The 21999-nt window shown below is 59.9% G+C and carries 19 protein-coding genes; 11 read left to right on the top strand and 8 right to left on the bottom strand.

Going from position 1 to position 21999, the window contains the following annotated elements; all coding sequences use genetic code 11:
• Nucleotides 1–17 precede the first annotated feature (17 nt).
• Together HMPREF3140_RS20380 and nhoA are read left to right on the top strand one after the other, a co-directional pair.
• Nucleotides 18–1673, top strand: coding sequence for an ABC transporter permease (locus HMPREF3140_RS20380; RefSeq protein ID WP_032411576.1), 1656 nt, complete (start codon nt 18–20; stop codon nt 1671–1673).
• Nucleotides 1674–1749: 76 nt separating this feature from the next.
• The gene (gene nhoA, locus HMPREF3140_RS20375) at nt 1750–2595 is read left to right on the top strand and encodes an N-hydroxyarylamine O-acetyltransferase (RefSeq protein WP_023286503.1); all 846 of its coding nucleotides are present in this window, start codon (nt 1750–1752) and stop codon (nt 2593–2595) included.
• 315 nt (nt 2596–2910) lie between these two features.
• Here nhoA and narI read toward each other — a convergent pair whose 3' ends face one another.
• The 6 genes from narI to HMPREF3140_RS20345 all read right to left on the bottom strand — a co-directional run bounded on the left by narI (nt 2911) and on the right by HMPREF3140_RS20345 (nt 11811).
• The gene (gene narI, locus HMPREF3140_RS20370; protein WP_004175972.1) at nt 2911–3591 is read right to left on the bottom strand and encodes a respiratory nitrate reductase subunit gamma; all 681 of its coding nucleotides are present in this window, start codon (nt 3589–3591) and stop codon (nt 2911–2913) included.
• Nucleotides 3588–4283: a nitrate reductase molybdenum cofactor assembly chaperone gene (narW, locus tag HMPREF3140_RS20365; protein ID WP_019705698.1), complete on the bottom strand. Its 696-nt coding sequence runs from the start codon at nt 4281–4283 to the stop codon at nt 3588–3590. Before narW ends, narI begins: the two co-directional genes overlap by 4 nt.
• Nucleotides 4283–5827, bottom strand: coding sequence for a nitrate reductase subunit beta (gene narH, locus HMPREF3140_RS20360; RefSeq protein WP_004148517.1), 1545 nt, complete (start codon nt 5825–5827; stop codon nt 4283–4285). The genes narW and narH overlap by 1 nt, the downstream gene beginning before the upstream one ends.
• The gene (locus HMPREF3140_RS20355; RefSeq protein ID WP_032411573.1) at nt 5824–9564 is read right to left on the bottom strand and encodes a nitrate reductase subunit alpha; all 3741 of its coding nucleotides are present in this window, start codon (nt 9562–9564) and stop codon (nt 5824–5826) included. Before HMPREF3140_RS20355 ends, narH begins: the two co-directional genes overlap by 4 nt.
• A 114-nt stretch (nt 9565–9678) precedes the next feature.
• On the bottom strand, nt 9679–11061 hold the full coding sequence (locus HMPREF3140_RS20350; RefSeq protein WP_023283774.1) for a NarK family nitrate/nitrite MFS transporter: 1383 nt from the start codon (nt 11059–11061) through the stop codon (nt 9679–9681).
• Between the two features lie 174 nt (nt 11062–11235).
• Nucleotides 11236–11811, bottom strand: coding sequence for a TetR family transcriptional regulator (locus HMPREF3140_RS20345; protein WP_004888643.1), 576 nt, complete (start codon nt 11809–11811; stop codon nt 11236–11238).
• A gap of 123 nt (nt 11812–11934) precedes the next feature.
• Here HMPREF3140_RS20345 and kmrA point away from each other — a divergent pair, with 123 nt between their 5' ends.
• Entirely contained in the window at nt 11935–13434 is a 1500-nt protein-coding gene (gene kmrA, locus HMPREF3140_RS20340) for an efflux MFS transporter KmrA (RefSeq protein WP_023282635.1), read from the top strand.
• Here kmrA and HMPREF3140_RS20335 read toward each other — a convergent pair.
• The gene (locus tag HMPREF3140_RS20335) at nt 13429–14319 is read right to left on the bottom strand and encodes an IclR family transcriptional regulator domain-containing protein (RefSeq protein WP_009485870.1); all 891 of its coding nucleotides are present in this window, start codon (nt 14317–14319) and stop codon (nt 13429–13431) included. The genes kmrA and HMPREF3140_RS20335 overlap by 6 nt on opposite strands.
• 115 nt (nt 14320–14434) lie before the next feature.
• On the opposite strand from HMPREF3140_RS20335, the gene HMPREF3140_RS20330 reads away from it, so the two are divergent.
• The 7 genes from HMPREF3140_RS20330 to HMPREF3140_RS20300 all read left to right on the top strand — a co-directional run bounded on the left by HMPREF3140_RS20330 (nt 14435) and on the right by HMPREF3140_RS20300 (nt 20687).
• Nucleotides 14435–15598 carry a muconate cycloisomerase family protein gene (locus HMPREF3140_RS20330; RefSeq protein ID WP_072143290.1) on the top strand — a complete coding sequence of 388 codons (1164 nt, stop codon included), beginning with the start codon at nt 14435–14437 and terminating at the stop codon, nt 15596–15598.
• A 19-nt stretch (nt 15599–15617) separates the two neighbouring features.
• Nucleotides 15618–15908 (top strand): muconolactone Delta-isomerase, encoded by a 291-nt coding sequence (catC, locus tag HMPREF3140_RS20325; protein ID WP_002906471.1) that lies wholly within the window; start codon nt 15618–15620, stop codon nt 15906–15908.
• Nucleotides 15909–15974: 66 nt separating this feature from the next.
• Nucleotides 15975–16901 (top strand): catechol 1,2-dioxygenase, encoded by a 927-nt coding sequence (gene catA, locus HMPREF3140_RS20320; protein WP_004175986.1) that lies wholly within the window; start codon nt 15975–15977, stop codon nt 16899–16901.
• Nucleotides 16902–17010: 109 nt separating this feature from the next.
• Nucleotides 17011–18393 carry a Rieske 2Fe-2S domain-containing protein gene (locus HMPREF3140_RS20315; protein WP_032411570.1) on the top strand — a complete coding sequence of 461 codons (1383 nt, stop codon included), beginning with the start codon at nt 17011–17013 and terminating at the stop codon, nt 18391–18393.
• Nucleotides 18393–18878, top strand: a complete 486-nt coding sequence (gene benB, locus HMPREF3140_RS20310; protein ID WP_004200052.1) for a benzoate 1,2-dioxygenase small subunit — start codon at nt 18393–18395, stop codon at nt 18876–18878. Before HMPREF3140_RS20315 ends, benB begins: the two co-directional genes overlap by 1 nt.
• Before the next feature lie 9 nt (nt 18879–18887).
• Nucleotides 18888–19904, top strand: coding sequence for a benzoate 1,2-dioxygenase electron transfer component BenC (gene benC, locus HMPREF3140_RS20305; RefSeq protein WP_032411567.1), 1017 nt, complete (start codon nt 18888–18890; stop codon nt 19902–19904).
• Nucleotides 19905–19913: 9 nt separating this feature from the next.
• Complete coding sequence (locus HMPREF3140_RS20300; RefSeq protein WP_032411565.1) at nt 19914–20687, top strand: 1,6-dihydroxycyclohexa-2,4-diene-1-carboxylate dehydrogenase; 774 nt, start codon at nt 19914–19916, stop codon at nt 20685–20687.
• Here the strand turns inward: HMPREF3140_RS20300 and yddG are convergent.
• The gene (gene yddG, locus HMPREF3140_RS20295; protein ID WP_002906464.1) at nt 20684–21562 is read right to left on the bottom strand and encodes an aromatic amino acid DMT transporter YddG; all 879 of its coding nucleotides are present in this window, start codon (nt 21560–21562) and stop codon (nt 20684–20686) included. The two genes, HMPREF3140_RS20300 and yddG, sit on opposite strands and share 4 nt — an antisense overlap.
• 225 nt (nt 21563–21787) lie before the next feature.
• Here yddG and HMPREF3140_RS29350 point away from each other — a divergent pair.
• A partial coding sequence (locus tag HMPREF3140_RS29350; protein WP_228705083.1) for a hypothetical protein occupies nt 21788–21999 on the top strand: 212 nt, incomplete at its 3' end.

Here is a 21999-nt window from a genome sequence, read left to right as displayed (position 1 = left end):
AGCTTCAGGAACCGGTTGTGAAACAAACATTCCTTTCCGGCGCGACCCTTGCCGCCCTGGTGATGCTGGTCGCGTTACCGTTAGTGTTTATTCTGCTGCAGGCGATTTTTCCCCATTTTAGCGCCGGTTCGCTCGGGGACGCCTTTGGCGGTATCCCGGCGCTGCTGGCCGATCCTCAGCTGCCGGCGATGCTCGGCGGTACGCTGTGGATCGCCGCCGGCGTGGCGCTGGTCAGCGTAATGATTGGCCTGCCGCTCGGCATCCTGCGCGGTATGTTTTCGCTGCCGCTGCCCCGGCTGTGGGATCTCCTGTTTTTGATCCCCTTTCTGACGCCGCCCTATATCTCGGCGCTCTCCTGGATGCTGGCCCTGCAAAGCCAGGGCTATCTGCAGCAGCTGACCGGCTGGCAGCTGAACGATCTGCTGTTCAGCCGCAGCGGGATCGTGCTGGTGATGACCTTTAATATATTTCCGGTGGTCTACTTTGCCGTCTCCCGCAGCCTGCTGGCGAGCGGGACCCGGCTGGCGGTGGTCGCCCGCGTCCATGGCGCCAGCGCCTGGCGCGCCTTCTGGCACGTGACGCTACCGATGCTCTCTCCGGCGCTGGCGGCGGGGATGCTGCTGGCGTTTACCCTCGCCATCGAGGAGTTTGGCGTACCGGCGGCGCTGGGCAGCCGGGCGGGAGTGGTGATGCTGACGGTCGGTATTGAGAAAAAGCTGGCCGACTGGCCGGTGGATCTCCCTGGCGCCGCGCTATTGTCGCTGCTGCTGATGGCGGTGGCGTTGTTCGCCTGGTGGCTGCAAAGGCGGCTGGTGGGGGAGAAAGAGGTCACCAGCATCACCGGTAAGCCGGGGGAGAACCACGGGGCATCGCTGGGCTGGATGACGCTGCCCGCCGTGCTGGCGATGGCGGCCGTCGGCGGCCTGGCGGTCGGCGTCCCCGCCGTCTCGATGATGCTCACCAGCGTGATGGGCACGCTCTCCGGTGGCGTGAGTGTTGAGAATGTCACGCTGCGTCATTTCGCGGCGCTGTTTGACCAGCAGGGAGATGCCCTGTCGGCCCTCGGCACCAGCCTGTCGCTAGCCCTGGGTTCGGCGCTAATCGTCGGCGCGCTGGGCCTGCTGGCCGCCTGGCTGGTGATGGTGCAGAAGATTAAAGGGCGCGGGATGGTGGACGCGCTGTCGCTGATGCCGGCGGCGCTGCCGGGCGTGGTGGTGGGGGTCGGTTTGATCCTGCTGTGGAATCAGCCCTTCTGGCCGCGCTCGCCCTATAACACGCTGTGGATGCTGCTGCTCTCCTATTGCTGCCTGCTGTTGCCCTGGCCGGTGCGCTATGTCGGCAGCGCGCTGCGCCAGCTGGGCCCGAACCTTGAGCCCGCCGCCAGGGTGCATGGGGCGTCGCCACTGCAGGCGCTGCGGTTGATTGTCCTGCCGCTGATCTTTCCGGCGCTGCTGGCGGCGATGCTGATGGTGTTCGCGGTGGCCTCCCGGGAGCTGGTGACCTCGCTGCTGCTCTCTCCGGCCGGTACGCAAACCGTGGCGGTGTTTATCTGGCGCCAGTTCGAACAGGGTTCCGTCGGTCAGGGCATGGCGATGGCCAGCCTGACGTTGTTGACCGGTCTGGTCCTGATGCTGACGGCGCTGGCGCTGATGCAGCGCCGCACGCGCGGTTAACGCTAAGCGCACAAAAAAGACGGTCGGCGCGGAAAAATAGGCTATAAATGTCGGACACCTACAGCTGGAGGCCCTGATGAGTCCCTTTTTACGCGCCTATTTTTCCCGTCTGAGCTGGACGGGTGAGCCTGATGTTTCCATTGATACCCTGCGGGAACTGCATCTGCAGCATAACAGCGCCATCCCCTTTGAAAACCTCGACGTCCTGCTGCCGCGTGAAATCCACCTTGACGATGGGGCGCTGGAAGAGAAGCTGATCGCCGCCCGCCGCGGGGGGTATTGTTTTGAACAGAATGGCCTGCTGGAGCGCGCGCTGCGCGAGATAGGCTTTAACGTCCGCAGCCTGCTGGGCCGCGTGGTGCTGGCCAACCCGCCGCAGATGCCGCCGCGTACTCACCGTCTGTTGCTGGTGGAGGTGGCGGGGGAGCGCTGGATCGCCGACGTCGGCTTCGGCGGCCAGACGCTGACCGCGCCGATCAAACTGCTGGCCGATATCCCACAGCAAACGCCGCACGGCAGCTATCGTCTGGTGCATGAAGGGGATGAGTGGACGCTGCAGTTCAACCATCACGAACACTGGCAGTCGATGTACCATTTCGATTTAGGCCGCCAGTATGCGTCTGATTATGTGATGGGCAACTTCTGGTCGGCGCACTGGCCGCAGTCCCACTTCCGTCACCATCTGCTGATGTGTCGTCATCTGCCGGAAGGCGGCAAAATGACCCTCACCAACTTCCACTTTACCCACTGGGAGAATAACCATGTGGTGGAGAAGGTCGATTTTGCCGATGTCTCCGCGCTGTATGAAGCGCTGCAGACCCGCTTCGGCCTGGGGGTGGACGATCCTAAACATGGCTTCAGCGAAGCGGCGCTGGCGGCGGTGATGGCGGCGTTCGATACCCATCCGGAAGCCGGGAAGTAAATCTCCTCATGCCCGGCGGCGCTGCGCCTGCGCGGGCCTGCGAGGTATGAGCCTGTGAGAGGCCCCTGTAGGCCGGGCAAGGCGACAGCCGCCACCCGGCGAAATTACAGGAACCGTGCCTGATATCTTGCCCGGCGGGCGCTGCGCCTGCGCGGGCCTGCGAGGTATGAGCCTGTGGGAGGACCCTGTAGGCCGGGTAAGGCGACAGCCGCCACCCGGCATAAAGCCTGGAGCCAGGTACGATAAATACCCGGATTTGGCGCGAAGGCCTCGTCCGGGCTACCGGTAAGGATGAATGGTAAACGCCGCCAGCGCTCAGCGCCGGGAGCGTACCACCTGGTAACGCCGGGTGAAATACTCCACCGGCGCGCTCCAGACGTGAACCAGGCGGGTGAAGGGGAAGATCAGAAAGATGGTCATTCCGAGCACCAGGTGGACGCGGTAAATCCATGCGACACCGTCCAGATGCGCCGAGGCGCCGCCGTGGAAGGTGACCACCGCCTGCGCCCAGTCCACCAGCTTGAGCATTTCGCTGCCGTCCGGATGCTGGGCGGAGAAGGGGATGGTTGTCAGCCCCAGCGCGCACTGAATCAGCAGAATGCACAGGATCAAAATATCCGCGGTCGTGGAGGTGGCGCGAATTCGCGGGTTGGTCAGGCGGCGCATCAGCAGGCCGATACCGCCTACCAGGGTCAGCACGCCGCAGATGCCGCCAAGGATCATGGCCATCAGCTGCTTCTGGGACATCGGCAGGAACCACGAGTAGACCCAGTGTGGGGTCAGCATGCCAAAGAGATGGCCAAAGAAGATGCCGAGAATGCCGATATGAAATAAGTTCGACCATAGCACCATCCCGCGCTTATCCAGCATCTGGCTGGATGAGGCGCGCCAGGTATACTGCCCGTAATCGTAGCGCAGCCAGCTGCCCACCAGAAAGACGGTGCCGCACAGGTAAGGGTAGATATCGTAAAAGAAGACGTTCAGATACTGGATCATTTCGGGCCTCCGGCGCGGATGTCAACGTACTGCGGCGCCACATCCTGACTAAAGCGTCGTTGATAAGCTTGCATCGACGAGCTATCGCAAGCGGTCGCATTATCTTCGATAAACTTCACCTGCTCTTCTTCCCACACGGCGTCCAGCGCCTGACGGGTATCGTCGCGCTTTTCTCCTGCCACCTGTTTTGTGACACTGTCACTGGTGAGCGGGCTTTTAGCCAGCGCCAGCAGGGCGTCAAACAGCTGGTAGTACGGGCAGGCTCGCTGCTTAAGACGGCCGCCGATCAGCGCCAGAATCGGCGCGATATTCTGCAGCCCCTCCCGAGCCTCCGCGGGAGGTAGAATACTGAGATACTCCAGATACAGCGGCAGATGGTCGGGCAGCTCGCGACAATCGATCTGCAGACCCGCCTGCTGATACTGATTCATCAGGTCGACCATCGCCTGGCCGCGGTCGCGGGATTCGGCATGCACATGTTCAAACAGCAGCAGCGAGGTGGCGCGCCCGCGCTCGAACACCTCGCACCATTCGGCCTGGCGATCCAACAGCGGAGCCGTCAGCAGCTCACCGACAAACGGCGTCAGGGAAGGGACATCGGCCCTGACCAGCGCCAGGGCGTCGTCGCGGTTCTCCCACAGTAACTCGTCGGGGTACTCCAGCAGCAGACCGATCACTTTCAGGATCCGCATCACTCGCCCTCCCCATGCTTACGCACGCCGCTGACGTCGATGGCGTCGATCCGCCGGCTGTTAAACAGGTTGAATTTCGTATCTGACCCGTGGCAGCCATCGCCGAAGGTAAAGCCGCAGCCGTTACGTTCCGGAAAGGCATCCTCCGCCAGTTCGCGATGGCTGGTGGGGATCACGAAGCGGTCTTCGTAGTTGGCGATCGCCAGATAGCGATACATCTCTTCGACCTGCTCAACGCTGAGGCCCACCTCTTCAATGGCCCGGGTATCGGTGACGCCCTCGACGGTTTGCGAGCGCTTGTAGTGGCGCATCGCCATCATCCGTTTCAGCGCGCGCAAGACCGGTCCGGTATCGCCGGCGCTCAGCAGATTCGCCAGGTATTGCACCGGGATGCGCAGACTCTCAACCGCCGGCAGGATGTTGCCGTTGCTCGGTAAGCCGCCGGCGTCGGCAACCGACTGGATCGGCGACAGGGGCGGCACGTACCAGACCATCGGCAGGGTGCGATACTCCGGATGCAGCGGCAGGGCCAGCTTCCAGTCCATCGCCAGCTTATAGACCGGCGACTTCTGCGCCGCCTCAATGACGTTGTGCGGGATCCCTTGCTTTAGCGCTTCCTCGATGACCGCCGGATCGTTTGGATTAAGGAACACCTCGCACTGGCGCTCATAGAGGTCGGTTTCATGTTCGGTACTGGCCGCCTCTTCAATGCGGTCGGCGTCATACAGCAGTACGCCAAGATAGCGGATGCGCCCGACGCAGGTTTCTGAGCAGACCGTTGGCTGCCCGGACTCAATGCGCGGATAGCAGAAGATGCATTTTTCCGACTTACCGCTCTTCCAGTTAAAGTAGATTTTTTTGTACGGGCAGCCGCTGATGCACATCCGCCAGCCGCGGCATTTATCCTGATCGATCAGTACGATGCCATCTTCCTCACGCTTGTAGATGGCGCCGCTCGGGCAGGTGGCCACGCAGCTCGGGTTGAGGCAGTGCTCGCACAGGCGCGGGAGATACATCATGAAGGTATTTTCGAACTGACCGTACATCTCTTTTTGCATGGCTTCGAAGTTACGGTCGCGGGCGCGTTTCTCGAATTCGCCGCCGAGCAGCTCCTCCCAGTTCGGGCCCCAGTTAATCTTATCCATACGCTCGCCGCTGATCAGCGAGCGCGGGCGGGCGGTCGGCAGATATTTGCCCTCCGGCGCGTTGTGCAGGTGCTGGTAGTCGTAGGTAAAGGGTTCGTAGTAATCGTCGATCGCCGGCAGCACCGGGTTGGCGAAAATCTTCGATAACACGCTGACCCGATTGCCGAGGCGGGGCGTCAGTTTACCGCTAATGCCGCGGATCCAGCCGCCTTGCCACTGATCCTGGTCCTCCCAGTTTTTGGGGTAGCCAATGCCCGGTTTGGTCTCCACGTTATTGAACCACGCGTACTCCATGCCTTCGCGGCTGCTCCAGACGTTTTTACAGGTGACCGAGCAGGTGTGACAGCCGATGCATTTGTCCAGATTCAGCACCATTCCAACCTGAGAACGGATTTTCATTTTTTCGCCTCCTGTACCTGATCGCGACCTTCGTCATCCAGCCAGGCAATCTTCTTCATTTTGCGGATCATGATGAACTCGTCGCGGTTCGATCCGACGGTGCCGTAATAGTTAAAGCCATAGGCCAGCTGGGCGTAGCCGCCAATCATGTGCGTTGGCTTCGGACAGACGCGGGTTACCGAGTTATGAATGCCGCCGCGACGACCAGTCACTTCCGAACCCGGGATATTCATAATCCGTTCCTGAGCGTGGTACATCATGGTCATCCCCGGCGGCACCCGCTGGCTCACCACCGCCCGCGCGGTGAGAGCCCCGTTGGCGTTGAACGCTTCAATCCAGTCGTTATCTTCAATGCCCAGCTCTTTCGCGTCGGTTTCGCTAAGCCAGACGATCGGCCCGCCGCGCGACAGCGTCAGCATCAGCAGGTTTTCGCTATAGGTGGAGTGGATCCCCCACTTCTGGTGCGGCGTCAGGAAATTCAGCGCTTTTTCCGGAAAGCCGTTTGGCGGTACGGCCTTCATCTGGCTGACGCTGCGGGTATCAATGGGCGGGCGATAGGCTACCAGGCTTTCGCCGAAGGCGCGCATCCACGGATGGTCCTGATACAACTGCTGGCGGCCGGAGAGGGTGCGCCATGGGATCAGCTCATGCACGTTGGTATAACCGGCATTGTAGGAGACGTGCTCGCTTTCCAGTCCCGACCACGTCGGGCTGGAGATAATTTTGCGCGGCTGCGCCTGAATATCGCGAAAGCGGATCTTCTCATCCTCTTTATTGAGCGCCAGATGGGTATGATCGCGGCCGGTAAACTCTCCCAGCGCCTGCCAGGCTTTCACCGCCACCTGGCCGTTGGTTTCCGGGGCGAGGCTAAGAATAACTTCGGAGGCGTCAATGGCGCTGTCGATCCGCGGCCGGCCTTTGGCCGGACCGTCGGGCTTGACGTAGTTAAGCTTGCCGAGGAAATCGACTTCGCTTTGCGTATTCCACGCAATGCCTTTCCCGCCGTTGCCAAGCTTATCGAGCAGCGGGCCGAGAGAGGTGAAGCGTTCCCAGGTGGCAGGATAGTCGCGTTCCACCAGGGCAATCGACGGTGCGGTTTTCCCGGGGATCAGATCGCATTCGCCCTTGCGCCAGTCAAGCACCTCGAACGGCTGCGACAGTTCGCCGGGGGAATCATGCTGCAGCGGGACCAGCACCACATCGGTCTCTTTGCCAAGATGGCCGACGCAGACCTGCGAGAAGGATTTAGCGATATCCTTGTAGATCTCCCAGTCGCTTTTCGCCTCCCAGGCCGGGTCGACGGCGGCGGAGAGCGGGTGGATAAACGGGTGCATATCCGAGGTGTTCATATCGTCTTTTTCATACCAGGTGGCGGTCGGCAGGACAATATCGGAGAAGAGACAGGTACTGGACATGCGGAAATCGAGGGTCACCAGGAGATCGAGTTTGCCCTCAATCGCTGCGGTCTGCCACTCGACTTCCTCAGGTTTTACCTCATCGCTGGCGCCCAGTTCATCACCCTGAATACCGCTGTCGGTCCCGAGCAGGTATTTCAACATGTACTCATGCCCCTTACCGGACGATCCCAGCAGGTTTGAGCGCCAGATAAACAGGTTGCGCGGATGGTTTTTGCCGCTATCCGGCTGCTCGGCGGCAAAGCGAATATCGCCTGATTTTAACGACTGGACGGTGAACTCCGCGGGGGAGAGCCCGGCGGCCTCGGCCTGCTGCTTAATGGTCAGCGGGTTGATGTTGAGCTGGGGCGCAGAAGGTAACCAGCCCATCCGTTCCGCACGGACGTTGAAGTCGATAAGGCTGCCGCTAAATTTGCTGGCGTCGGCCAGCGGCGACAGCAGCTCCTGCGCGGTCAGTTTTTCGTAGCGCCACTGGCTGGCGTGGTTGTAGAAATAAGAGGTACTGTTCATCTGCCGCGGCGGACGACTCCAGTCCAGGGCGAACGCCAGCGGCAGCCAGCCGGTCTGCGGGCGCAGTTTCTCCTGACCGACATAGTGCGACCAGCCGCCGCCGCTCTGGCCGACGCAGCCGCAAAATACCAGCAGATTAATCATCCCGCGGTAGTTCATATCCATGTGGTACCAGTGGTTCACCCCGGCGCCGAGGATAATCATTGAGCGGCCGTGGGTCTTATGCGCCGTATCGGCAAACTCGCGGGCGATTTGTTCGATATGTTGACGCGGTACGCCGGTGATCTGCTCCGCCCATGCCGGGGTATAGGCTTTGACCTCGGCGAAATCCTTCGCCGCATTGACATCATCAAGCCCGCGATCCAGACCGTAGTTGGCCAGAATCAGGTCATAGACGCTGACCACCAGGCCGCTTTCGCCACTGGCCAGCGTCAGCTGTTTAGCCGGTAGCGGGTGAAGGGTCACCGGTGACTGCGATACGCTGCGAAAATGTGGGTTTTCGTTGCCGCCAAAGTAGGGGAAGCCCACCGACACCACGCTGTCGCGAATATCCAGCAGCGACAGCTTAAGCTCGACATCTTTGCCGTCTGCCCGTTGTTCGAGATTCCATTTGCCTTTTTCGCCCCAGCGAAAGCCGATGGAGCCGTTCGGCGCCACCAGTTCGCCGTCGCTGTTATAGGCCACGGTTTTCCATTCCGGGTTATTACTTTCCCCGAGACCGTCAAGCAGGTCGGAAGCACGCAGCATACGGCCCGGCGTATAGCTGCCGTCGTCGCGCGGCTCGAGTATCACCAGCATCGGCATGTCGGTGTAGGTCCGGCAGTAGTTGAGAAAGTAATCGCTCGGGTTATCGAGGTGGAAGGCTTTGAGGATCACATGGCCCATGGCCATCGCCAGCGCGCTGTCGGTGCCTTGCTTCGGCGCCAGCCACTGGTCGCAGAGCTTAGCGACTTCCGAATAGTCCGGCGTGATGGCGATAGTTTTGGTGCCCTTGTAGCGCACTTCGGTAAAGAAGTGGGCGTCCGGGGTTCGGGTCTGCGGCACGTTGGAGCCCCAGGCAATAATGTAGCTGGAGTTGTACCAGTCGGCGGATTCCGGCACGTCGGTCTGTTCGCCCCAGGTCATCGGCGAGGCGGGGGGCAGATCGCAGTACCAGTCATAAAAGCTCAGGCAGGTGCCGCCAATCAACGATAAATAGCGAGTGCCCGCGGCGTAGGAGACCATTGACATCGCCGGGATCGGCGAGAAGCCGGCGACGCGGTCCGGGCCATAATGTTTGATGGTCCAGACGTTGGCGGCGGCGATGAGCTGGTTCAGCTCTTTCCAGCTGGAGCGGACAAAACCGCCTTTGCCGCGCGCCGCTTTATAGCTGCGGGTTTTTGCCGGATCCTGCATGATGCTATCCCATGCCAGCACCGGGTCGGGATGCTGCGCCAGGGCTTCGCGCCACAGCTCAATCAGTCGTTTACGCGCCAGCGGGTACTTCAGGCGGTTGGCGCTGTAGAGATACCAGGAGTAGCTGGCGCCGCGCGGGCAGCCGCGCGGTTCGTGATTTGGCAGATCCGGCCGGGTGCGCGGATAATCGGTCTGCTGGGTTTCCCAGGTAACGAGACCGTTTTTGACGTAAATTTTCCAGCTGCAGGAGCCGGTGCAGTTCACACCGTGCGTGGAGCGGACAATTTTGTCGAACTGCCAGCGTTGACGGTAGCTATCTTCCCAGTCACGGTTGTTGTTGTAGACCTGGCCGTGGCCGTTGGCAAAGGTCTCGCCCTTCTGCTTAAAGTAGCGAAAGCGATCCAGAAGTTTACTCATGACATTTCTCCTGCTCCGATGATGTCCGGCATCGTGCCACCCGGCCGGATGAGCGAACGAACTCGTAAGGCCGGATAAGGCGTAAGCCGCTATCCGGCAGATAAATCGTTATGGTTAAGCGGATTTACGGCGGCCGTAGACCAGCCAAGTCACCAGCACGCAAACCACATAGAAGACAAAAAAGACTTTCATCGCGCCAACCGGTGAGCCGGTCATCGCCAGCGAGGTGCCGAAGGCTTTCGGAATAAAGAAGCCGCCGATGGCGCCGATCGCCGAGATAAAGCCCAGCGCGGCAGCGGTATCGGTCACCGCCTCGTGCTGCGCTTCTTCATCGCTGCCGCCGCGCTGTTTTACGCTGTCGATGGTGAGCTGGCGGAAGATGACGGCGATCATCTGGAAGGTGGAGCCGCTTCCCAGACCGGCGGTTAAAAAGAGCCCCATAAACACCACGTAGAAAGCGAGAAAGCTGCCGGAGCCGCTGCCTGGCAGGGTCAGAAACAGCAGGCCGGTAAACAGCGCCATCAGGACGAAGTTAACCAGCGTCACCCGCACGCCGCCGAGACGGTCGGAGATGATCCCGCCGAACGAGCGCGCCAGCGCGCCGATGAACGGTCCAAAGAAGGCGAGCTTGAGGATATCGACCGCGGGAAACTGGGTTTTCGCCAGCATGGCAAAGCCGGCGGAAAAGCCGATGAACGAGCCAAACGTCGCCAGATAGAGCAGGCTTAACAGCCACATATGCGGTCGCTTGAGCACGGGAAGCTGATCGCGAATCGAGGCCTTTGAACCGGCGATATCGTTCATGCCGAACCATGCCGCGACGGTGGCGAGCAGCAGCAGCGGTACCCAGACGAGCGCCGCATTACTCAGGGTGATTGTCGAACCATCGGGCTGGGTGACGCCATGGACGCCGAGAAAGGTGAAGAGCGGCAGGAAGATGACCGCCGGGGCGACCATCTGCATCACGCTTACGCCCAGATTGCCAAGGCCGCCGTTGACTCCCAGCGCGCTGCCCTGTTTCGCTTTGGGGAAAAAGAAACTGATATTTCCCATGCTGGAAGCAAAATTCGCTCCGGCAAAACCGCACAACAGCGCAATAATAATAAATACCCAGAACGGAGTAGTAATATTCTGGATTGCCACCCCTAACCAAATACAAGGCACGATCAGGATAACGGTACTTAATACGGTCCAGTAGCGCCCGCCAAAAAGGGGTACCATAAAGGAGTAGGGGACCCGTAATATCGCGCCGGAAAGTGAAGGCAGGGCGGTTAATAAAAAAAGCTGGTCGGTGGTGAAATGAAAACCGACCTTATTGAGATTCACCGCTACGGCGCTGAATAACATCCATACGCAGAAAGCAAGCAGCAAACAGGCCACTGATATCCATAGATTTCTTCGCGCAATGGCTTGGCCTTTATTTTCCCAGAACGCCTTGTTTTCAGGCCGCCAGTTGTTCAAAAGGTAATGATTATCTTTATCATTCTGCACCGACATATTGCCCTCTACTTGCCCGGAAAGGAGTAAATAAATAAGGTCAACAGCTGAATACAAGGGGATAGTGAATAACGCTTAATTTGCGTTATCTATGAAGCGTAGATAAAAAAAACGTGCTGACAGAGAGCACGTGGTAAGCGTAGCGGAATTAATTGTTACTAAATGTAAATATGCCTAAAACAACTCCAGCGTAATCATCTTATTTACATAGCGGCTAAACGCCGCCTCATCCAGGGCCTGCGCGTCCAGCGCATAAATCCCGTCGAGGCCGCACACCAGGGCGATAAAGCGCCAGGCGATATCCGCCGCAGGCTCAGCCGACCGAAATTCGCCGCTGGCGAGGCCCTGCTCGATGATGGCGACGGTCTCGGCATGCCACATATTCATGGTCAGCAGGTAGGCCGCTTTGATGTCCGGATCGCTGTCGGCCAGCACCTGGCCTTCGCGCCACAGGCGGATATAGGGTTCCAGTCGGCCATCCTCGCTGCCGATCATCGAGAACAAGCGCTCGCGCCAGCTGGCGTCCTCAGCCACCAGCGGCATGTCGAGCATCTCGCGGATCAGGCGGATGAAAACCTGCGCTTTCAGCTCGCCGATGGAGGTGAAGTGGTGGTGCAGCTGCCCGGCGGCCACCTGGGCTTCGCGGGCGATCTGCCGCACGGTCATGGCGGCAAAGCCGCCGCGCAGCGCCAGGCGCATGGCGGCCTGCATAATCCCTTCCCGTCGCGCATCACGTTGTAAATAGTGCATAGAACCCCGCTGTCATCTGGCTTTGGCCGAGTGTAACAAAAAGTTGGACATGTGTTCAACAATCCGGCAGGATCGCCATCCTGGACGTGTGTCCAATATTCAATATTGATTGAGGTACAAGCTATGTCACGGCAATGGATGACGCTGATGGCGATTTTGCTGGTTTATATTCCGGTGGCGATTGACGCTACGGTGTTACATGTGGCCGCGCCGACCCTCAGCGTGGCGCTGGGTAGCAGCGGCAATGAGCTGTTGTGGATCATTGATATCTACTCATTAGTGATGGCCGGGATGGTGCTGCCGATGGGCGCCCTTGGCGATAAGATCGGCTTTAAGCGCCTGCTGCTGCTCGGCAGCGCCATTTTTGGCATCGCCTCGCTGTGCGCCGCGCTGTCGCCGACGGCCATGACGCTGATTGCCTCACGCGCTTTGCTGGCGGTGGGGGCGGCGATGATCGTCCCGGCGACGCTGGCCGGGATCCGCAGCACCTTTGCCGAGGCCAGCCAGCGCAATATGGCGCTGGGGCTATGGGCAGCGGTCGGCTCCGGCGGCGCGGCCTTCGGCCCGCTGGTGGGAGGTATCCTGCTGGAGCATTTCTACTGGGGGTCGGTGTTCCTGATCAATGTGCCGATCGTGCTGGTGGTTATCGCGATTAACGCGAAAGTGGTGCCGCGCCAGCCCGCGCGCCGCGAACAGCCGCTCAATCTACTGCAGGCGCTCGTTTTGATTGCCGCGATCCTGATGCTGGTGTTTAGCGCGAAATCGGCGCTGAAGGGCCAGCTGGCGCTGTGGCTCACCGCGCTGGTGGCGCTCGGCGGGGCGGCGATGTTAACCTGGTTTATCCGCAAGCAGCTGTCGGCGGCCCGCCCGATGGTGGATATGCGCCTGTTCACCCATCGCATAATCTTAAGCGGGGTGATGATGGCGATGACGGCCCTGATTACCCTGGTCGGTTTTGAGCTACTGATGGCCCAGGAGCTGCAGTTTGTGCACCAGAAAACGCCGTTCGAGGCGGGGATATTTATGCTGCCGGTAATGGTGGCCAGCGGCTTCAGCGGCCCGATTGCCGGCCTGCTGGTGTCGCGGCTTGGGCTGCGCGAGGTGGCGACCGGCGGGATGCTGCTCAGCGCCTTCAGCTTTCTCGGCCTGGCGTTGACCGATTTCAGTACCCAGCAGTGGCTGGCCTGGGGGCTGATGACGCTGCTGGGCTTTAGCGTGGCCAGCGCGCTGCTGGCCTCCAGTTCCGCGATTATGGCGGCAGCGCCGAAGGAGAAAGCGGCGGCCGCGGGGGCGATTGAAACCATGGCCTATGAGCTGGGCGCCGGTCTCGGCATAGCGCTGTTCGGCCTGATCCTGACCCGCAGCTACAGCGCCTCTATTGCGCTGCCGTCTGGCCTGAGTGGCGCCATGGCGCAGCAGGCGACGTCATCGATTGGCGAGGCGGTGAGTCTGTCCCAGGCGCTGCCCGCCGGGGTGGCGCAGGCGCTGATGGCGGCGGCGAAGACGGCTTTTATTCAGGCTCATAGCCTGGTGCTGGCGACGGCGGGTGTATTGCTTCTGCTGCTGGCCGCCGGGATCTGGCGCAGCCTCGCCACCGTGGCGAAACCGCAGTCGGCGCTATAGCTGCAGCGAAAGATCCATCGCCGCGCGCCGTAGCGGGGCGAGAGCCTTCTCTTTTAACGCCGCGGCGCTGACCGTCGCGGCAGGTACCCCGACATTCAGGGCGGCCACCACCTGACCGTGACGCGACAGCACGGGTACCGCCAGCGAGCACAAGCCTACCTCGATCTGCCGGTCGGCGAGGGCATAGCCCTGCATGCGCACCCGAGCGATCTCTGCACGTAAACCGGACAAATCGCACAGGGTATGCGGAGTGTAGCGAATAAGCGTAACTCGTGACAACGTCACTTCCAGCTGTTCCTCCGGCAGCGCGCTCAGCAACACCCGCCCCATCGACGTGGCCCACGCCGGCAGGCGACTGCCGCGCCCCAGATCGATGCTCAGTAAATTATTGACCGCCGCGCGGGCAATATAGAGCACGTTATCCCCGTCGAGCGTGGCCGCCGAACAGGATTCGCCGAGCGCTTTGCCAAGATTATCCAGCGCCGTCTGCGCCACCTTGGCCAGCGGCGTGCCTGCCAGATAGGCGTGGCCGACGGCCAGCACCCGAGGGAGCAGTTCATAGCTACGGCCATCCGGACTGTGCACCATGCCCAGCGCGGCGAGGGTATACAAACAGCGGCGTACCGCCGCGCGCGAGATTTGCGTTTTCTGGCTGAGCTGGGAAATGGTCAGCCGCTGGCGCTGGGGGGTGAAGGCGTTAAGGACCTCCAGCCCGCGGGCCAGAGACAGCATAAAGTTAGGGTCGTGCTCGGCCTGCCTGGCGCTCAGCGTATTGGGGATATTGTCGCTCATCGCATCCTTCTCCGTTGCAGCGTAAAGCTCACGGCAGATCACTATACCTTGCGCAAAATGGGGCGCGCTGAATTGTGCCGGTTTTACCACCACGATCACATTAATAACCGTCTTTTAACAAACGCGTCGATAATCGCACAACATTTCGATTATCGCCGTTGACCATCCGCCAGGCTGAACCCTATTGTCAATGGCACAGACCCCCGTTATGGATGTGGGTACAAAAAGTTATATATCTCATCAGGAACAGAAAATGACTGCCACCGTAGAGCAAATCGAGAGCTGGATTGTGGATGTCCCGACCATCCGGCCGCATAAATTGTCGATGACCACCATGGGCTGCCAGTCGCTGGTGATCGTGCGCCTTACCCGTTCCGACGGCATCTGCGGCATCGGCGAAGCCACCACCATCGGCGGCTTGAGCTATGGCGTTGAGAGCCCCGAGGCCATCTCGTCGGCGATCACCCATTATCTGACGCCGCTGTTGAAAGGGCAGCCGGCCGATAACCTGAATGCGCTGACCGCCCGCATGAACGGCGCCATTAAAGGCAACACCTTTGCGAAGTCCGCCATCGAAACCGCGCTGCTCGACGCTCAGGGCAAAGCCTTAGGTCTGCCGGTATCAGCCCTGCTCGGCGGCGCGTTGCAAACGGCGTTGCCGGTGCTGTGGACCTTAGCCAGCGGCGATACCGCGAAAGATATCGCTGAAGGAGAAAAACTGTTGGCCGAAGGCCGCCACCGGGCGTTCAAACTGAAGATCGGCGCGCGTGAACTCGCCACCGACCTGCGTCATACCCGCGCCATCGTTGAAGCGTTAGGCGACCGCGCCAGCATCCGTGTCGACGTCAACCAGGCCTGGGACGCCGCCACCGGCGCGAAAGGCTGCCGCGAACTGGCGGCGATGGGCGTCGATCTTATCGAACAGCCGGTCAGCGCCCACGATAATGCCGCCCTGGTGCGGTTAAGCCAGCAAATTGAAACCGCGATCCTCGCGGATGAAGCGGTCGCGACCGCTTACGATGGTTATCAGCTGGCGCAGCAGGGCTTTACCGGCGCTTACGCGCTGAAAATTGCCAAAGCCGGGGGGCCGAACAGCGTGCTGGCGCTGGCCCGCGTCGCGCAGGCGGCAGGGATTGGCCTGTACGGCGGCACCATGCTGGAAGGCACCGTAGGGACCGTGGCTTCTCTGCACGCCTGGTCGACGCTGCCGCTGCAGTGGGGTACCGAGATGTTCGGCCCGCTGTTGCTGAAAGACGATATTGTCAGCGTGCCGCTCACCTTTGCCGACGGTCAGGTGGCGCTGCCGCAAACGCCGGGACTTGGCGTCGAGCTGGATGAAGACAAACTGCATTTTTATACCCGCCAGCCGTAGCGGGGAACAGGAGAAAAAAATGTTATTTAAAGTGGAGATGACCGTCAATATTCCGCCTGGCTTTCCCGCCAACGAGGCGGAGGAAATAAAACAACGCGAAAAAGCCTATTCGCAACAATTACAGCGGGAAGGCAAATGGCGACATATCTGGCGCGTTGCCGGCCTTTATGCCAACGTCAGTATTTTCGATGTTCAAGATGCCGAAGAATTGCATCAAATATTAATGGGATTGCCGCTATATCCCTTTATGGCGATAAAAGTGGAAGCCCTCTGTCGTCATCCGTCATCAATTCGCGATGACGATCGCTAATAATAATATCTGACCTCACGCCGGTATTACCGGCGTATACCCTGCAAAATATAAGAGAGAACCAGTATGAGTAATGTATTCGTACAACAACCAGCTATTCAAAAATTATTACGCGATAGTGCCGGATTAGATGTTGCCGGCGGCGATGAACGTTTTAAGGCGATTATTCATCGTCTGCTGGAAAATATCTGCACGCTCATCGACGACTATAACGTTACGGAAGAAGAGTTCTGGCACGCGGTAAACTATTTGCACGAGCTGGGCGGGCGTCAGGAGGCGGCGCTGCTGGCGGCGGGTCTGGGACTGGAGCATTTCCTCGATCTGCGCCAGGACGCCATCGACGCGGCAGCGCATCGGGAAACCGGCACCCCGCGCACCATCGAAGGGCCGCTGTACGTGGCTAATGCGCCGCTGGCCGAGGGTCACGCCCGCATGGATGACGGCGCCGACGCCGGAGAAGTGATGTGGCTGCACGGTGAAGTCAAAGACACCGAAGGCCGGCCAGTGGCCAACGCTATTGTTGATATCTGGCACGCCAACACCCTCGGAAATTATTCCTTCTTCGACCCAGGCCAGAGTGAGTACAACCTGCGCCGGCGGATCCGCACCGGCGCCGATGGCCGCTACAGCGTGCGCAGCATCATGCCCTCCGGCTACGGCTGCCCGCCGGATGGCCCAACCCAGAAACTGCTGGACAGACTGGGTCGCCACGGCAACCGTCCGGCGCACATTCACTTTTTCGTCTCCGCGCCGGGTCATAAACATCTGACCAGCCAGATTAACCTCAATGGCGATAAATACCTGTGGGACGATTTTGCCTTTGCCACCCGCGACGGCCTGATTGCCGATCCGGTAAAAGTGACCGACCGCGAGATCATCGCGCAGCGCAATCTTGAGGGAGAGCACACCGAGGTTTGTTTTGATTTCACCCTGTGTAAAGCGCTGAGCGCCGACGAAGAGCAGCGCGGGATCCGCGTGCGCGCCAAAGAGTAAGCGGCATTATCGGCCCCGGGCACGCTACTGCCCGGGCCAGATATTGCACTCGAAAACGAAGAATTCACCCTGTTTCTTTCATCCTGAATCCTGCAGGAGGGACCGACTCATGCAAAAAACGCTCTCGACGCTCAAAGACAAAATCAATAATGCCTTAGTTGTCGACCGTGAAAATCATATTTACCGTTGCCACCGCTCTATATTTACCGACCAGCAGTTATTTGATTTTGAAATGAAACATATCTTCGAAGGAAATTGGGTTTTTCTTGCCCATGAAAGCCAGATTGCCGAGCCGGGAGATTATTATACCCTGACGCTTGGACGGCAGCCGGTTATTATTACCCGCGATAAAAAGAATGAGCTGCACGCGCTAATTAACAGCTGCGCCCACCGCGGCGCCATGTTATGTCGACGCAAAACCGGGAATAAAAATTCGTTTACCTGTCCGTTTCACGGCTGGACCTTCAGCAATAATGGCAAATTATTAAAGGCCAAAGATGAGAGCACTGGCGGCTATCCGCCGAGCTTTAAACAAGACGGCTCCCACGACCTGCAAAAATTGCCGCGTTTTCAGTCCTATCGCGGTTTCTTATTCGGTAGCCTCAAGGCCGACGTGCAGCCGCTGGAGGCCTATCTCGGGGAAACCTGCAAGATTATCGACCTGATCGTCGACCAGGCGCCGGAGGGGCTCGAGGTACTTAAGGGTTCGTCGAGCTATGTATATGAGGGCAACTGGAAACTGGGCGCGGAAAACGGCGCCGATGGCTATCACGTCAGCGTGGTCCACTGGAACTACGCCTCAACCATGTCACGCCGCAACTATGAAGCGGAAGGGACGCACACGGTGGATGCCAACGGTTGGTCAAAAAGCCTCGGCGGCGGCTATGGATTTGATAACGGCCATATGCTGTTGTGGACCCGGGCGCTCAACCCGGAAGTGCGCCCGGTCTATGCCCACCGCGAACGGCTGCAGGCGGAATTTGGCGAACGCCGTGCCGACCAGATGGTCAACGAAACCCGCAACCTGTGCCTGTACCCCAATGTCTACCTGATGGATCAGTTCTCGACGCAAATCCGCGTAATCCGCCCCATTGCGGTGGATAAAACCGAAGTCACCATCTGGTGCTTTGCGCCGAAAGGGGAATCCGACCAGGCCAGAGCGCTGCGTATCCGCCAGTACGAGGATTTCTTTAACGTCAGTGGGATGGGGACGCCGGACGACCTCGAAGAGTTCAGCGCCTGTCAGCGCGGCTATCTCGGCGAAAATCTGCCATGGAGCGACCTCAGCCGCGGCGCGCTGCGCTGGGTCGATGGCGCGGATGAGCATGCGCAACATGCCGGCTTTTCGCCGCGGTTAAGCGGGGGGAAATCGGAGGACGAAGCGCTGTACATCGCCCATCACCACCACTGGCAGACGCTGATGCTGGCGGCCATTGAACAGGAACAACAGCGTTACGACCAGTCCATTACCCAGCGCGTGGAGGTGGCCTGATGCTTAACCTCGAACAGGTTCGCCAGTTTCTCTACTACGAAGCCCGTCTGCTGGACGATCGTCAGTGGGACGAATGGCTCAGCTGCTACAGCCCGCAGGTGGTCTACTGGATGCCGGCGTGGGGCGACGATGACCAGCTGACCCGCGACCCGCAAAAAGAGATTTCGCTTATCTACTACCCCAACCGCGAAGGGCTGGAGGATCGCGTTTACCGCATTAAAACCGAGCGCTCCGGGGCCAGCACGCCAGAGCCGCGGACCACCCATATCATCAGCAACGTTGAGCTGATGGGCGAAAGCGACGAGGGTCTGGAGGTGCGTTACAGCTGGGTCACCTGGAGCCATCGCTATCAGCACACTGATGCCTATTTTGGCTCTACCTGCTGCACGCTAATCGAACAGGACGGCAGACCGCAGATCGTCCGCAAAACCGTGCGCCTGAATAACGATTATATCCGTCAGGTGATTGACGTTTACCACATTTAAGAGGCGCTTATGACCTTCAATATTGCTCTTAATTTTGAGGACGGCGTAACCCGTTTTATTCAGTGCAATGCCGGAGAGAAGGTGCTGGATGCCGCCTATCGCCAGAAGGTGAATCTGCCGATGGACTGCTCGGACGGCGTTTGCGGTACCTGCAAATGCCACTGCGCCAGCGGTGAGTACGACCTGGGTGAAGATTATCTCGACGAGGCGTTAAGCGACGACGAAGCGCAGGCCCGCCAGGTGCTGACCTGCCAGATGGTGCCCACCAGCGACTGCGTGATCGATGTGCCGGTGGCCGCTGCCCAGTGCAAAACGGCCCTGGCGACGCTCGGGGCGCAGGTGCGGCAGGTGAATTTACTGTCCGATACCGCCATCGAACTGGTGGTCGCCCTCGATGAGCCGCTGGCCTTCCTGCCGGGGCAGTACGTCAACATTCAGGTGCCGGGTACGCCTCATGTCCGCGCCTACTCATTTAGCTCGCAACCGGGTTCCCTCGAAGGGCGTTTTCTGATCCGTAACGTGCCTGGCGGCATGATGAGCCAGTGGTTAACCCAGCGGGCGCGGCCCGGCGATCGTCTTACCCTCAGCGGCCCGATGGGCAGCTTCTATCTGCGCCACGGCGAACGTCCGCTGCTGATGCTGGCGGGCGGTACCGGCCTGGCGCCGCTGCTCTCCATGCTCCATACCCTGCAGACACAGGGCAGCCAGCGTCCGGTGATGCTGCTGTACGGTGTTACTCGTGACTGCGATCTGGTGAAAACCGACGCGCTGGATACCTTTATTCAACAGCTGACGGGGTATCGTTGGCTACCGGTGGTGGCCGATGAAAACAGCACTTGCCTGCAGCGCGGCTTTGTCACCGACCATCTCGACGACGCGATGCTGAACAACGGCGACGTGGACATCTATCTCTGCGGCCCGCCGCCGATGGTTAACGCGGTTGCCACGGCGTTGCGCGACCGCGGGATCACCCCGGCGGGGTTCTGGTATGAGAAATTTATCGCCAGCCAGAGCGCGGCGGCATAAGGAGACAAAATGCGTTTTACCGATAAAGTCGTCGTCATCACCGGCGCGGCGCAGGGCATTGGCCGCCAGACGGCGGAGCAGGCGGCTGCAGAAGGCGCGGCTCTGCTGCTCATCGATCGCTCGTCATACGTCCATGAGCTGGCGGCGACGCTGGCGCAATCCGGCTGTCTGGTGCTGGCGCTGGAGGCGGATCTGGAAGCGTGGGAAAGTACCGAGCAGGCGTTTGCCGCCGGGGTCGCTCATTTTGGCCGTATCGACGTGGTGATCAACAACGTTGGGGGCACCATCTGGGCGCGCCCCTTTGCCGAATATCAGCCGGAGCAGATTGAGAAAGAGATCCGCCGCTCGCTGTTCCCCACGCTGTGGGGCTGCCGCGCGGCGCTGCCATGGATGCTGAAGCAGGGCAAAGGCAGCATCGTCAACATTTCGTCGGTGGCGACGGCGGGAGTGAATCGGGTGCCGTACTCGGCGGCGAAAGGCGGCGTTAACGCGCTGACCCGGTCGATTGCCATGGAGTACAGCGGCAGCGGTATTCGGATTAACGCCGTGGCCCCGGGCGGGACCGAGGCGCCGCCGCGCCTGACGCCGCGTAACGAAGAGCAGCCGAGCGAGCAGGAAAAGGCGTGGTATCAGCAGGTCGTCGATCAGACGGTGGCGAGCAGTCTGCTGCACCGGTACGGCACGCTGGCGGAACAGGCGAATGCGATCCTGTTTCTCGCCAGCGATGAGGCCAGCTATATCACCGGCGTGACGCTGCCGGTAGCCGGAGGCGATCTCGGCTAACGGCGGGTGGCGTACCAGCAGAGCAGGGAGCCGAGACATACCATCCCGGCCCCCTGCCAGAAGGACCACGACAGGGTCGCACTCAGCAGGATCGCCGCCAGCGCAGAGGAGAGCACCGGCGTGAAGTAGGAGGCCGCCGCCAGTAGGCTGACGTTGCCGTGCAGGATGCCAACGTTCCACGCCGCGTAGGCCAGCCCCAGCGCCACGGAGACCGTCATCAGCTTAATGACTACCGGCCAGCTAAACAGCATCGGCGGCTGGTCGCTGGCGAGAAATTTCAGCCATAGCGTCAGGGCGGTTAACAGGACGAACAGCGTAATGGCGTTTTTACCGCGGGCATATTTGGCCGTCACCGTGCAGTAGGCGGCCCAGATAAACGCCCCGACAAAGGCCAGCAGATAGCTAAGCGGGCTGGAAATGACGTTACTGATAATCTCATCGGGCTGTAGCCCATGCTCACCGCCCAATACCCAGCCAACGCCCAGCAGGGCGAGAATCAGTCCGGGGATCACCAGCCAGCTGCTTTTCTGGCCATTAAAGAGAATGGCGAATAAAATCGTCAGGCTGGGCCACAGGTAATTGACCATTCCCACCTCAATGGCCTGCTGGCGGCTGGCGGCATAGCCCAGCGACAGCGCGAGGCAGATTTCATAGCTGACAAACAGCACGCTGCCGGCCAGCAGATAGCGACGCGGGATCTGGCGCAGGTTGGGAAAGCCGACGGTAAAGATCAGCAGCAGGCCGCTAAGGCTGTAAATCATCGCCGCGCCGCCGACCGCTCCCAGTCCTTCGCTGACGCCGCGAATCAATCCGACCATCGTGCTCCATAAGATAATGGCGGCGAAGCCGATCGTCGTGGCTCTCTTTTTCTCCATGCTTTTCCTGATGGTTACGCAAATGCAGCCGGCATATATATCATCTTTTTATCGGTGAGGGGCGAAATTTTCCGCCGTTGCTAACCCTTAGGGATTAGCGAAAATGGCCAGGGCTGGCGATTAAGGGGGCGAAGGTTTTCCTCCTTGATTTGACGCAAATTTTCCCGGGATTTTGCTGTTAGTTTCCTCCGCGCGATGAATCAACATCCTGCATGGAGGAATGCAATGGACGTCAGCCGCAGAAAGTTCTTTAAGATCTGCGCAGGCGGTATGGCCGGAACTACCGCCGCCGCCCTGGGCTTTGCCCCTAAAATGGCGCAGGCTCAGGCACGCAATTTCAAATTGCTGCGTGCGAAAGAGATCCGCAACACCTGCACTTACTGCTCCGTGGGCTGCGGGCTATTAATGTATAGCCTCGGCGACGGTGCGAAAAACGC

This window comes from Klebsiella sp. HMSC16A12 (assembly GCF_001808265.1).
In the GTDB taxonomy this organism is placed as follows: Bacteria; Pseudomonadota; Gammaproteobacteria; order Enterobacterales; family Enterobacteriaceae; genus Klebsiella; species Klebsiella pneumoniae.
Note: the sequence above shows the minus strand (reverse complement) of the source record. Positions and strands in the feature narration are given on the sequence as shown.

Coding starts and splice junctions, on each gene's coding strand:
- nhoA (WP_023286503.1), top strand. CDS start 1,750: ATGAGTCCCTTTTTACGCGCCTATTTTTCCCGTCTGAGCTGGACGGGT.
- narI (WP_004175972.1), bottom strand. CDS start 3,591: ATGATCCAGTATCTGAACGTCTTCTTTTACGATATCTACCCTTACCTG.
- narW (WP_019705698.1), bottom strand. CDS start 4,283: ATGCGGATCCTGAAAGTGATCGGTCTGCTGCTGGAGTACCCCGACGAG.
- narH (WP_004148517.1), bottom strand. CDS start 5,827: ATGAAAATCCGTTCTCAGGTTGGAATGGTGCTGAATCTGGACAAATGC.
- HMPREF3140_RS20355 (WP_032411573.1), bottom strand. CDS start 9,564: ATGAGTAAACTTCTGGATCGCTTTCGCTACTTTAAGCAGAAGGGCGAG.
- HMPREF3140_RS20350 (WP_023283774.1), bottom strand. CDS start 11,061: ATGTCGGTGCAGAATGATAAAGATAATCATTACCTTTTGAACAACTGG.
- HMPREF3140_RS20345 (WP_004888643.1), bottom strand. CDS start 11,811: ATGCACTATTTACAACGTGATGCGCGACGGGAAGGGATTATGCAGGCC.
- kmrA (WP_023282635.1), top strand. CDS start 11,935: ATGTCACGGCAATGGATGACGCTGATGGCGATTTTGCTGGTTTATATT.
- HMPREF3140_RS20330 (WP_072143290.1), top strand. CDS start 14,435: ATGGATGTGGGTACAAAAAGTTATATATCTCATCAGGAACAGAAAATG.
- catC (WP_002906471.1), top strand. CDS start 15,618: ATGTTATTTAAAGTGGAGATGACCGTCAATATTCCGCCTGGCTTTCCC.
- catA (WP_004175986.1), top strand. CDS start 15,975: ATGAGTAATGTATTCGTACAACAACCAGCTATTCAAAAATTATTACGC.
- HMPREF3140_RS20315 (WP_032411570.1), top strand. CDS start 17,011: ATGCAAAAAACGCTCTCGACGCTCAAAGACAAAATCAATAATGCCTTA.
- benB (WP_004200052.1), top strand. CDS start 18,393: ATGCTTAACCTCGAACAGGTTCGCCAGTTTCTCTACTACGAAGCCCGT.
- benC (WP_032411567.1), top strand. CDS start 18,888: ATGACCTTCAATATTGCTCTTAATTTTGAGGACGGCGTAACCCGTTTT.
- HMPREF3140_RS20300 (WP_032411565.1), top strand. CDS start 19,914: ATGCGTTTTACCGATAAAGTCGTCGTCATCACCGGCGCGGCGCAGGGC.
- yddG (WP_002906464.1), bottom strand. CDS start 21,562: ATGGAGAAAAAGAGAGCCACGACGATCGGCTTCGCCGCCATTATCTTA.